The following is an 11,807-nucleotide window of genomic DNA, read 5'->3' as shown; positions in this document are numbered from 1 at the left end:
TTCTATATTCAGCGCGCAAAGATACGAAAAAACTTAAGTATTTGACTTGCAAATAGTTAATGTTTTACTAACATCAAAAAACCGGGTGATATCATTAAAATATCGCCCTAAACTGAATAAAAATTCAATAAAATGACCGTGATAAGATGAATGTGTTACAGCTTTCTCAAATATTTAACACTTGAGGAAGCTCTAACGGTTAATCCCTTGTTTGTTAATCCATTGTATGTATTGTCTCCTATTCGCATTATGCTCCCCTACATTCCTGGCAAACATATGATAACCTGGTTTTGAGACATCTGCAACAAAAAAGTAATAATTATGATCTTCAGGATTAAGAACAGCATTAATCGAAGATAAATCTGGCATAAATATGGGTCCCGGTGGCAAACCGGCGTATTTATATGTGTTGTATGGAGAGTCTGTTTCCAGATCTTTATAAAGCACGCGCTTGATCACTTTATTAAAATCACCTTCGGTCTTTTTTACGGCATATATCACTGTGGGATCTGCGTCAAGTTTCCATCCGTTTTTAAGCCTGTTGAGATAAACACCCGCCACACGCGGTTTTTCGTCATTTTTAGCCGTTTCCTTTTGTACTATTGACGCCAGCGTGTAAACCTGTTCTGGTGATAGGTTGAGTTTTTTTGCTTTATTAATACGCTCCTCATTCCAGAATCTGTCGTGCTCATTGACCATCTTCTCTCTAAAACCCAGCGCATCTGTATTCCAGTAAAACTGGTAAGAATTGGGTAAATATAAAGTCATTGCCGTTGCAGGCGTCAAGCCCTGCTCTTTTAAAAAGGTAGTATCTTTTAATGCTTTTACCAGGCTTAAACTATCTGCCTCGAGTTGTTGCGCTATTCTCCCCGCAAGATCTTCTACGCGCTCCTGATTATTAAAAGAAATGGTTACAGGAACATTACCACTGCGAATAGAATTAACTATCTCGTTATTATTACTACCTTTCTTAATAATAAAATGACCCGGCTTAATATTATTAGGATATCCTTTACGCAACGCCACAGCATCCAGAGACTCTATATCTTCAATTAGCGGCTCAAGTTCTGCACGTACATCTTCATAAGTATCGTCTGTCCTTACATAAATATGTGCTTCTTCATTATTAAAAGCTGTATTAGGTGAGAAAAATTTACCGTAGATAACGTAAGCGAAAATCGCTCCTCCCAAAACACCAAGTAAGGCAATGGCAACTAATATTTTTCTAATGTACATTCTTATTTATAAGTTGATATAATATTTCATTTTTAAAGCTTCCGCGAAAGCGTTTCCAGTCTTTCTTCACCCCTACTTCTTCAAAACCCTGTTTCTTAAAAAGCTGAATGCTGCGGTCATTACCTTCCAGAATATTTGCATATAACTGATGCATATCAAGGTGAGCAAAGCTATACCTGATTATTAACTGTAAAGCTTCTGTGCCATAACCGCGACCACGTTCAGATTCTTCTAAAACCAGAACCCCCACCCCTGCCCGTTGATTTTTAGGATCATAATCAAAAAGATCTATCATTCCTAAAACGGCATCATCTTCCTTTTTACAAATAACAAGCCGAAGTTGCTTGACCTCATAAATATCACGGTGTGCATTCTCAAGATATTCTTTGATGGTAAATTTAGAATATGGAGTAAGTGTCGTACTGAGTTCCCACAATAATTCATCATTCTCTATACGATGCACTATTGCCAGATCTTCTGGCTCAAGGGCGCGAAGATAAATATTATTTCCTGTTAAAGTGATTACAGCCATTCTCCTGTAAATACTTTTTTAGCCGGCCCAATGAGGAAAACATTTTTATATCCGCTTCCATTCTTTTCAAAAGTAACTTGTAGTTTACCTCCGGGAACGGTAAGATTTACGGTATTGCTTGTTACCTTTTCCAGATGATACATAGCTATTGCCACTGCGGTAGCACCTGTACCACAACTAAGTGTCTCATTTTCTACTCCTCGCTCATAGGTGCGCATGGCGACATTTTCACCATTTAACTCAACAAAATTAATGTTACTACCTTCTTTACCATATAGTTCACTATAACGCATTGCAGCTCCTGCCGTTTTTACATCTAATTGCTGCAGGTCTTTTGCAAACTGCACATGGTGAGGAGAACCCGTATTTAGGAATAAATGCTCCTGCTTCTCTTCTATTTTATCTACGTCCTGCATTTTTAAGTGCACGATATCATCTACAATTTTGGCTTCATGCATACCGTCTACCGCTTCAAAAATGGCTTCATTTTCTATAACGCCTATTTCTTTCGCGAAAGCTACAATACACCTGCCGCCGTTGCCACACATCGTGCTCGGGTTACCGTCTGAATTGTAATATACCATTCTAAAATCTGCATCAGGATGATTCTCTAGCAATATTAAACCATCTGCTCCTATGCCAAATCTTCTGTCACAGAGCTGTTTGATGAGTTTGGTATCATTTTTGGAAAAAGATAGTTGACGATTATCTATGATTACAAAATCGTTACCTGTTCCTTGATATTTATAGAATGTTATCATTACTAATTTTTGATGCTTTTTAGCCGATTTTCACCCTTAAAAGTTCACTTTTTAGAGCTAAAAATTAAGCCTTGTCTCTCCATTTTGGAGTACTACTTATAGATTGGCAGCAAAAATACATAAAGCCATTATTTTATATGCTGTTAAAAACTAGTTAATGCCGCAACATCCTATACCAGATCAAGTATTTTAAATGTTAGTTAATACAATGAAATATAGAATTATGAAAAAATTTGCAAGTCTTTTGATTGTAGCCGTCCTTGGAGGCGGCATTACACTAGGAGCCTACAAGTATCTTGAATCTACAGATCTCGTAGAAAGTTCCGCAAAAACTAAATCTTCAACTTTCTTACCTGTTGCTTATAATGGGCCTACGATAACGAGTACCAATGCAGACTTTACCGAAGCAGCAGAACGAACGGTTCATGCTGTAGTACACGTAAAAAATGTGCAATTATCGCGTAGACCACGCAATATGCACGAGTATATTTATGGTGGTGGTGATCTACAACCAGGCCTTGTAGGTTCTGGTAGTGGTGTTATCATTTCTGCAGATGGTTATATTGTTACAAATAACCATGTGATAGATGGCGCAAGCGAGATTGAAGTATCTCTCAATGACAACAGAACTTTTAAAGCAGATGTTATAGGGTCTGACCCCAAAGCAGATATCGCGCTTATTAAGATAGATGCTGGTGATGATCTTTCTTACTTACCCTTTGGTGATTCAGACTCTGTGCGCTTGGGAGAATGGGCACTTGCTGTGGGTAATCCCTTTAATTTAACGAGCACAGTGACTGCCGGTATAATTTCGGCGAAAGCCAGAGATATTAATGAGTTTGATAATAACCCACAGTCATTTATTCAAACTGATGCTGCCATTAACCCTGGCAACAGTGGTGGTGCTTTAGTAAATATAAACGGTGAATTAATAGGTATTAACACCGCTATTACTTCACAAACGGGTAGTTATGTAGGTTATGCGTTTGCTGTCCCTTCTAATATTGCCAAGAAAATCGTTCAGGATATTATGGAATATGGCGATGTACAACGCGGTATCTTAGGTGTTAGCGGTATGAGTCTTAATACTGAAATTGCTAAAGAACTTGAGGTTGATCAAACTGAAGGTTTCTACGTAGGCGGATTAGAATATGATAGTGGTGCAGAAAAAGCCGGTATTAAAAAAGGTGATGTTATTAAAGAGGTTGATGGCATCCATATTTCAAAATTTACTGACCTTTCTGGTTATTTAAATGCAAAACGTCCTAATGATGTAGTGCAGGTAAAATTCATGAGAGATGGTAAAGAAAAAACGGTTCCTGTTACTCTCTTTAAACTGGAAACTTATAAGATAGGAAACGTGGGGCTTGAGGTTAAAAATGCAAGCGCAAGAGAACTTAAAGATTATGGCGTTAAGCACGGGGTTGTTATTAATAACACACTTACCGAAGATATGCAGCGCTATAACCTGAGAGGTATCGTTATTACAGAAATTGATGATGAAGCTGTAAGTAACATTAATGATGTTGAGAAGATTATGTCAAGCAAATCTTCTGAGGAACCTATAAGTATCACTTTTGTGAATAAAGACGGTGAACGTAACCGCTTTATCTTTAGATAGAAACATGAAAGAATAATATGAAAAAAGCCCGTTGATTCATTTCATCGGGCTTTTTTAATTGTATTGAGGGCGTAATATATTTTGTGAGTTCATTAACTGGCATTTACCGGCATTTCTGCGAATTTTAACACTTAAATTTTACGATTGATGTCAGCAACAAAATCAGATAAGAAAAGAAGAGGTCTCAAAAAGAAAAGATACGTACTGCCGGTAATCATCATACTAATGCTGGTGATTTTTAGAATACTCCTACCTACAATTGTAAAGAACTATGTCAACAAAGTTCTGGCAGATATCCCGGGATATTATGGGCAGGTAAAAGATATTGACATTGCTCTTTATAGAGGCGCATATGTTATTGACGGTATGTATTTAAATAAGGTGAATGCTAAGACGCAAGTGCCTTTTCTCAATTTTCCTGAAACTGATATTTCAATAGAATGGAAATCTATATTTAAAGGTAGAATAGTAAGTGAGATTAAAATGTACAGCCCTGAGGTAACTTACGTTTTTGAAGATCAGGAGGCACCTACAGAAGAAGGCGAAGCAGATACAGAAGACTGGAGCGCTGCATTAACAGATCTTGTACCTATAGACATAAACCATTTTGAAGTACACGACGGTAAGCTGGGTTTTGTAAAACTGCAAACTGAGCCAGATATAGACCTTTATATGGATAAGCTTGAACTTACTGCAGATAATTTACGTAATGTAAGAGACGATTCTAAAAATCTTCCGTCTCCTATTACCGCGCGAGCAGTAAGCATTGGGAAAGGAAATTTTAAGCTTAATGGTGGGGTTAATTTGATTAAATCTATACCAGATATGGATCTTAATTTCTCTCTGGAAGATGCAGACATTACCGCTTTTAATGATCTTACAAGAACGTATGCCGGTATTGATTTTAAAGAAGGTGATGCTGCAGTATATGGTGAGTTTGCAATCGCAGATGGTTATCTTAAAGGGTACGTAAAACCCATGCTGAGCAACTCAAAAATGATAAGCAAAGAAGATGGTATATTAGGCACCATCTGGGAAGGATTTGTAGGTATGTTTAAGTTTGTTCTTAAAAATCAGGGTACAAACACACTTGCAACTGTGGTACCACTTGAAGGTAATTTAAATAATGTGCAAGCCGGAATTTTTCCTACGATTTTAAACATCTTTGAGAACGCGTGGATAAATGCCTTTAAAGGCGAAATTGACGAGGATATAGATTATCAGGATGCTATAGAAGAGGCAGATCTAGACAACATGTCTTCTAAAGAACGCAGAGAATACAAACGCGCGCAGAGAAAGGCAGAAAGAGAAGAGCGACGGGAAGAAAGAAAAAATGATACGACCCTTCCTTAATGTGAAGAAATCGTCATTTTCATATAAGAAATCGCTAATTTTGTCACCTTTGCAATAAGCATAAAAACGAAGCGTTTTGCTACAAATGAAAAAATCGACTGAAATAATGAGAATGAGAATTACCGCGATTACCTGCTTACTTCTGTTTGTCACTGCAATTAGCTTTGCACAGGAAGAAACAATTCAGGATGAGCAAGAAAAACCAAACACCATTGATCAACAATTTTCTGACTTGATCAATGATTCTAACAATTTTCAAGAATACAAGGTAGTAAAGAAATTTGCTATTAATAAGTTACAAGAAAATACAAAAGACAGCATTGCAAACCTTAAAGCTCAGATTAACGCTTTGCAGGGTCAATTAGCTACTCAAAAAGAAGAAGTTAATAATCTCAACTCTTCTCTAAGCAGCACACAACAAACGCTAGACACAACTCGTGAAGAGAAAGACTCTATTAATTTTCTGGGTATACAGATGACTAAATCTGGTTATAAGTCTTTAATGTGGGGCATCGTTGCTGTTCTTGCTTTAGCATTACTTTTCTTTGTCTATAAATTTAAAGGAAGTAACTCTCAAACTCAGGAAGCTAATAAAAAGCTTAATGAAGTAGAGTTTGAATATGAAGAATACCGCAAAAAAGCGTTAGAAAAAGAGCAAAAAATGGGACGTTTGCTTCAGGATGAGCGTAATAAGATCGTAAAGAACAGTAAGGGCTAAATCTCTCTTTCGATATAAAATGTAAAATCCGCGATCGTTTTGATTGCGGATTTTTTTTTGCTACTATCTCCTACTACCCTAATAGCCGTTATTTAGTTACTTTTGGCAACCAGAAAAGTTTACACAGCATGCGTATAGATATAATTACAGTAGTCCCAGATTTATTAACCAGTCCTTTTGAAGCTTCTATCATGCAGCGCTCAATAGAGAAAGGATTAGTTGACATTAAGCTGCACAATCTAAGAGACTATAGCAGCAATGCTTATAAACAAATTGATGATTACCAATTTGGTGGTGGTGCCGGGATGGTCATGATGATAGAACCTATAGATAAATGTATTTCTAAGCTTAAAAGCGAAAGAGATTATGACGAAATTATCTATATGACCCCAGATGGTGAAACTTTAAATCAGGGTATTGCAAATCAAATCTCTTTACAGGAAAATATAATTATTCTCTGCGGTCACTATAAAGGTGTAGACCAGCGCGTACGCGATCATTTTGTAACACGCGAGATATCAATTGGTGATTATGTGCTTAGCGGCGGTGAATTAGGAGCTTTGGTTTTATGCGATGCCATTATAAGATTAATACCTGGTGTTTTAGGTAATGAAACTTCTGCCCTTACAGATTCTTTTCAGGATAATTTATTAGCTCCTCCTATCTACACACGACCCGCAGAATATAAGGGCTGGAGCGTCCCCGAAATACTTAGATCTGGCAATACTGGCAAAATAGAAGAATGGCGAGAAGAGCAGGCTTATAAGCGCACGCAGGAAAGAAGACCAGACCTTTTAGAGTAAGTGAAATCTATTTTTTTATTTTAGATCTATAATAAGCAATCAGTCAGTAATTTAAGCTGAATATAAAATTGTGCTTTCCAATTGGAAAAAATGAAATTATATGTATATTTGCACCCTCATAAGAACAACCTCTGGCGAAAATCGTGAATGTTGCCCTTATCAAACTATTATAAAACTCCTGTAAAATGGAAGATTTAATCCAATTCGTTCAAAACGAATTTGTAGAAAAGAAAGATTTCCCAGAATTTAGTGCTGGTGATACTATTACCGTGTATTATGAAATACGTGAAGGTGATAAAAAACGTACTCAGTTTTTCCGTGGTGTTGTTATTCAGGTTCGTGGAAGCGGCCTAACAAGAACATTTACCATTAGAAAAATGTCTGGTACTGTAGGTGTTGAGCGTATTTTCCCAATCAACCTTCCTGCATTACAGAAAATTGAGATCAATAAAAGAGGTAAAGTACGTAGAGCTCGTATTTACTACTTTAGAGGTCTTACAGGTAAAAAAGCAAGAATTAAAGAAATTAGAAAATAATTTTTTTAAGCTTATAGCTTAAAGGGCTTCCTTAAATGGGAGCCCTTTTTTTATATATTTAGGCGATGAAGAAAATCGCTTTCTTTTTTACATGTTTTTTATTTTGGTGCGCAGGTTTAGTAGCCCAGGATGATAGAGCAGATTATTCTTTTGGTTTAAAAAACATGTATCTCAATGCTAATTTTGGCGTCATTAATTATAACTACTCAAGCAAACTTTTAGAAGGATCTGCAGAGGCTATATCTATAACGGCCACCACTACTTTTGCCGGCAGATTTGCAATAGGATACCACTTTAAGAATAACTGGGATGCCCAGCTAAGTGTGATGCGACCAGCTGCATGGGTTTCATATAACGGTATTAATATTGACAACTATCATCATTCTGTATGGACTAATATTTGGGCCATTAGCGGGAGAAAAAGAATAGAATTATCTACTCGTTACTCTCTATATTGGGAAGCAGGACTCAGCAACGTTGCCAGACATGGTTTTAAAATTGATGATACACAAGTTATTAAAGATGCACAATACCTCTACCCTCTTTTAGGCACAGGAATCAATTACAAACTCAGCTACAAATGGGATGCTTCTATTAACCTGACCTACTCACCTCCTAAAGACAAAGTTAAGCAACCTGCAACAACGTTTATCGCAGCGGGAATTACTTATAATTTACGTTCTCTTGATCAAAATGTAATTGATGATAATGCGTCAACCCTGTATGCTTTTCCTAAACATATATTGCAGATAGGTTACGCTTCAGACTTTTTAGGTTTTGATATAAACAGACAATTTTCTGGCGGACTTAAAACCAGCATTCCTATTTTCTGGAATGGCGATATTTTCATTAAAAATGGCGTTTTTATGACCTATCAGCGCAATATTTTTCATACTAACAAAAACTTTTCGCTAGACTGGGGCGCCAGTCTTGCATTATACAAAACACAGAATCATGAAAACTTCTATGCACTGTCAGTTTATCCCTTAGTACGCTGGTGGTTTTTAAGAACAGCTCCCGTAGACTTATATTTTAATTATTCAATAATTGGGCCTGCATACATTTCAAAATCTGTACTTGACGGTATAGATAGTGGTGAAGAAGCGACTTTTCAGGATTTTATGGGTATTGGTTTCCTGTTTGGGAAAGAGAGAAATTACAATCTTGACCTCAAGATTGCTCATTATTCTAATGGTAATATTTTTAATGACAACCCCGGTATTGCCATTCCACTAACTATCTCATTAGGCTATGCCATTTATTAACTTTTGTTCATAATCGCCGTTTATAAAGAGTTGAAAACTAAATTGTTAAAATACTAGGGATATATGTATTTAAATCTTACTTTAGTAATATAAATTCAATAACACATTGAATTATCGTTCTTACAGTTATCAATAGATTGATCTTCATATCAATTATTGATAATTTATATCAGAGATTTTAATAGCTCAAAGTAGTAAAAAGTATTTGCTGGTTTTTGAAATTTTCACAGAGGTCTTTCCTCGGAAAATCTAAATAAAATCCTTTGTAAAGCAATACTATTTAAAATGTCTGATTTCGGGATAGAAAGCTTAGAAATCATAGATTTTTGAAGAATTTTATCCCAATGAATAGATTTACGGTGCAAGTACTAATATTCTTGCCAAGGAGCTCAGAGGGCTCACCGGTAAAAAATCAATTCATTAGAAGCCATGTCAAGGTACTTTGTACAATGATATGGCTTTTTTTATGTCAAAAATTGCCAAATACATGTACTTATCGATAAACGGCTAAATTATTACTTCCTTTTAACCTGCATTAACACACTATAGAGTGTTAAAAACAGGCGTAAAATCCTATATTTGCAAACAAAAATTTAATCATTTCAATAAATTGTTGAGCTATTTATAACCCTGAATAGATTTGTGCTTTGCACTCAACCTTAACTATTCACGATTATAATAACATTGTAATATATATGTCTTTAACCACGTCTAAAATAGTTTATACTAAAACCGATGAGGCTCCGGCCCTGGCAACCCAATCTTTTCTTCCCATCGTTCAAAAATTTGCGAAAGTTGCAAACATAGAATTCGAAACAAAAGATATTTCTCTGGCAGCAAGATTACTTGCTACTTTTCCAGATTACCTTAACGAAGATCAAAAACAAGCCGATGCACTTGCAGAACTAGGTGAGCTTGTCAAAAAGCCGGAAGCTAATATTATTAAATTACCTAACATTAGCGCATCTGTACCACAGTTAATAGCTGCTATAAAAGAACTTCAGGCTAAAGGTTTTGCTATTCCAGACTATCCGGAAGAACCAAAGACTGAAGAAGAAAAAGCATTAAAAGCACGCTTTGCTAAAGTTTTAGGTAGCGCAGTAAACCCTGTCCTTCGCGAGGGTAATTCAGATCGTCGCGCGCCTAAACCCGTAAAAGAATATGCACGCAAGAATCCTCACAGTATGGGAGCTTGGGAAAAAGACAGCAAGTCACATGTAGCTACTATGCAACATGGTGACTTTAGAGCTAATGAGAAATCTGTGACTCTGGCTGATGCAAATGCGGTAACTATCGAGCTTACAGATGACGCTGGCAATACAACTACATTAAAAGAAAATTTACCATTACTGGCCGGCGAAGTTATAGACGCCACAGTAATGAGCAAAAAAGCATTGCTTGAGTTCTTAAAAGAACAAATTGAAGATGCTAAAGCGAAAGGTGTTCTATTTTCAATTCACCTTAAAGCCACAATGATGAAAGTTTCAGACCCTATCATTTTTGGCCATGCTGTAAAAGTTTTCTTTGAAGACGTTTTTCAAAAACACGGTGATAAACTAGCCTCTGTAGGATTTGATGCTAAAAACGGACTTGCAAATTTGTTTTCAAGTATAAATGAATTACCAGAAGCAGAACGTTCTGAAGTAGAAAGTGATATCTTAAAAACACTTGAAGAGCGTCCTGACCTTGCAATGGTAAATTCAGATAAAGGTATTACAAATTTACACGTACCAAGCGATGTTATTATAGATGCTTCTATGCCGGCTATGATACGTAACAGCGGCCAGATGTGGAATGCAGATAATAAATCTCAGGATACAAAAGCTGTTATTCCAGACAGCAGTTACGCCGGTATTTACCAGGAAACGATCGATTTTTGCAAAGAAAATGGCGCTTTTGACCCCACTACAATGGGTACTGTTCCTAACGTAGGACTAATGGCTAAAAAAGCTGAAGAATATGGTTCTCACGATAAAACCTTTGAAATTCCTGCAAGCGGTAAAGTTCAGGTAAAAGATGCCTCTGGCAACGTGCTATTAGAGCATAATGTTGACGCAGGAGATATCTGGAGAATGTGCCAGACAAAAGATGCACCTGTTCAGGACTGGGTAAAACTTGCCGTAAATCGTGCGCGTGCAACAGGTATACCTACAATATTTTGGCTTGATAAAGAACGAGCACACGATGCTGAGCTTATAAAAAAAGTAAATCTTTATCTTAAAGATCACAATACAGAAGGGCTTGACATACAGATTATGTCTCCTATTGAAGCAACGCGCTTCACCTTAAAGAGAATGAAAGCTGGTGAAGATACAATCTCTGTTACCGGGAATGTTTTGCGTGATTACAATACAGACCTCTTCCCTATTCTTGAAGTTGGTACCAGCGCAAAAATGCTTTCTATTGTACCATTAATGAATGGTGGTGGTCTTTTTGAAACCGGTGCCGGTGGCTCTGCTCCTAAACACGTACAACAGTTTGTAGAAGAAGGTCATTTAAGATGGGATTCTCTAGGTGAATTTTTAGCACTTTCTGTTTCATTAGAACACGCAGGAGAAAAGAATAATAACCCTAAAGCGCTTATCCTGGCTGAAACTCTTGACGAGGCAACTATTAAATTTCTTGACAATAAAAAATCACCATCACGCGAAGTGAATGAGATTGACAACAGAGGTAGCCACTTTTTCTTAGCTCTATACTGGGCTCAGGCTTTAGCCAAACAGGAGAAAGACAAAGAACTTCAGGTTCATTTTGCAGAAATGGCTAGCGAACTGGAAACAAACTCTAAGAAAATACAAGAAGAACTTATACAGGCTCAGGGATCAGCAGTTGATCTGGGTGGATATTATTTCCCAGACCAGGAAAAAGCAAGCGCGGCAATGAGACCAAGCGCAACTTTTAATGCGATAATGAATTAAATCTAATTCAGAATAAATTGTAAAGCCCTGCTAAATTAGCGGGGCTTCTTTTTACAACTATATA

Annotated in this window: 10 protein-coding genes; 7 read left to right on the top strand and 3 right to left on the bottom strand. The window is 36.8% G+C overall.

Annotated features, from left to right (window positions below):
* Positions 1 to 192 precede the first annotated feature (192 nt).
* From mltG to dapF, 3 genes are read right to left on the bottom strand one after another with little or no spacing between them, the layout of a single operon-like run.
* Complete coding sequence (gene mltG / locus ACH3PA_RS14000) at positions 193 to 1,236, bottom strand: endolytic transglycosylase MltG (protein WP_416443113.1); 1,044 nt, start codon at positions 1,234 to 1,236, stop codon at positions 193 to 195.
* Positions 1,226 to 1,768 (bottom strand): GNAT family N-acetyltransferase, encoded by a 543-nt coding sequence (locus ACH3PA_RS13995; RefSeq protein ID WP_416443115.1) that lies wholly within the window; start codon positions 1,766 to 1,768, stop codon positions 1,226 to 1,228. The genes mltG and ACH3PA_RS13995 overlap by 11 nt, the downstream gene beginning before the upstream one ends.
* The gene (dapF, locus tag ACH3PA_RS13990) at positions 1,759 to 2,529 is read right to left on the bottom strand and encodes a diaminopimelate epimerase (RefSeq protein WP_416443117.1); all 771 of its coding nucleotides are present in this window, start codon (positions 2,527 to 2,529) and stop codon (positions 1,759 to 1,761) included. The genes ACH3PA_RS13995 and dapF overlap by 10 nt, the downstream gene beginning before the upstream one ends.
* Positions 2,530 to 2,752: 223 nt before the next feature.
* Here dapF and ACH3PA_RS13985 point away from each other — a divergent pair, with 223 nt between their 5' ends.
* The 7 genes from ACH3PA_RS13985 (at position 2,753) to ACH3PA_RS13955 (ending at position 11,743) form a co-directional block, all read left to right on the top strand.
* Positions 2,753 to 4,150, top strand: coding sequence for a trypsin-like peptidase domain-containing protein (locus ACH3PA_RS13985; RefSeq protein ID WP_416443119.1), 1,398 nt, complete (start codon positions 2,753 to 2,755; stop codon positions 4,148 to 4,150).
* A 147-nt stretch (positions 4,151 to 4,297) separates the two neighbouring features.
* Positions 4,298 to 5,503 carry a DUF748 domain-containing protein gene (locus ACH3PA_RS13980; protein ID WP_416443121.1) on the top strand — a complete coding sequence of 402 codons (1,206 nt, stop codon included), beginning with the start codon at positions 4,298 to 4,300 and terminating at the stop codon, positions 5,501 to 5,503.
* An 85-nt stretch (positions 5,504 to 5,588) separates the two neighbouring features.
* A complete protein-coding gene (locus ACH3PA_RS13975) occupies positions 5,589 to 6,221 on the top strand; it encodes a hypothetical protein (RefSeq protein ID WP_416448260.1) in 633 nt (210 codons plus the stop codon).
* 128 nt (positions 6,222 to 6,349) lie between these two features.
* The gene (gene trmD / locus ACH3PA_RS13970; RefSeq protein ID WP_416443125.1) at positions 6,350 to 7,024 is read left to right on the top strand and encodes a tRNA (guanosine(37)-N1)-methyltransferase TrmD; all 675 of its coding nucleotides are present in this window, start codon (positions 6,350 to 6,352) and stop codon (positions 7,022 to 7,024) included.
* Positions 7,025 to 7,209: 185 nt separating this feature from the next.
* The gene (gene rplS / locus ACH3PA_RS13965; protein WP_416443127.1) at positions 7,210 to 7,560 is read left to right on the top strand and encodes a 50S ribosomal protein L19; all 351 of its coding nucleotides are present in this window, start codon (positions 7,210 to 7,212) and stop codon (positions 7,558 to 7,560) included.
* A gap of 65 nt (positions 7,561 to 7,625) precedes the next feature.
* Positions 7,626 to 8,825, top strand: a complete 1,200-nt coding sequence (locus tag ACH3PA_RS13960; protein ID WP_416443129.1) for an acyloxyacyl hydrolase — start codon at positions 7,626 to 7,628, stop codon at positions 8,823 to 8,825.
* Between the two features lie 695 nt (positions 8,826 to 9,520).
* On the top strand, positions 9,521 to 11,743 hold the full coding sequence (locus ACH3PA_RS13955; RefSeq protein WP_416443131.1) for an NADP-dependent isocitrate dehydrogenase: 2,223 nt from the start codon (positions 9,521 to 9,523) through the stop codon (positions 11,741 to 11,743).
* Positions 11,744 to 11,807: the final 64 nt, after the last annotated feature.

Origin of the sequence: Leeuwenhoekiella sp. A2, from assembly GCF_047946655.1 — a bacterium.
In the GTDB taxonomy this organism is placed as follows: domain Bacteria; phylum Bacteroidota; class Bacteroidia; order Flavobacteriales; family Flavobacteriaceae; genus Leeuwenhoekiella.
The sequence above is the reverse complement of the archived record's forward strand: the minus strand, read 5'-3'. Positions and strand labels throughout refer to the sequence as shown.

Coding starts and splice junctions, on each gene's coding strand:
- trmD (WP_416443125.1), top strand. CDS start 6,350: ATGCGTATAGATATAATTACAGTAGTCCCAGATTTATTAACCAGTCCT.
- ACH3PA_RS13955 (WP_416443131.1), top strand. CDS start 9,521: ATGTCTTTAACCACGTCTAAAATAGTTTATACTAAAACCGATGAGGCT.
- dapF (WP_416443117.1), bottom strand. CDS start 2,529: ATGATAACATTCTATAAATATCAAGGAACAGGTAACGATTTTGTAATC.
- ACH3PA_RS13995 (WP_416443115.1), bottom strand. CDS start 1,768: ATGGCTGTAATCACTTTAACAGGAAATAATATTTATCTTCGCGCCCTT.
- ACH3PA_RS13985 (WP_416443119.1), top strand. CDS start 2,753: ATGAAAAAATTTGCAAGTCTTTTGATTGTAGCCGTCCTTGGAGGCGGC.
- rplS (WP_416443127.1), top strand. CDS start 7,210: ATGGAAGATTTAATCCAATTCGTTCAAAACGAATTTGTAGAAAAGAAA.
- mltG (WP_416443113.1), bottom strand. CDS start 1,236: ATGTACATTAGAAAAATATTAGTTGCCATTGCCTTACTTGGTGTTTTG.
- ACH3PA_RS13980 (WP_416443121.1), top strand. CDS start 4,298: ATGTCAGCAACAAAATCAGATAAGAAAAGAAGAGGTCTCAAAAAGAAA.
- ACH3PA_RS13960 (WP_416443129.1), top strand. CDS start 7,626: ATGAAGAAAATCGCTTTCTTTTTTACATGTTTTTTATTTTGGTGCGCA.
- ACH3PA_RS13975 (WP_416448260.1), top strand. CDS start 5,589: ATGAAAAAATCGACTGAAATAATGAGAATGAGAATTACCGCGATTACC.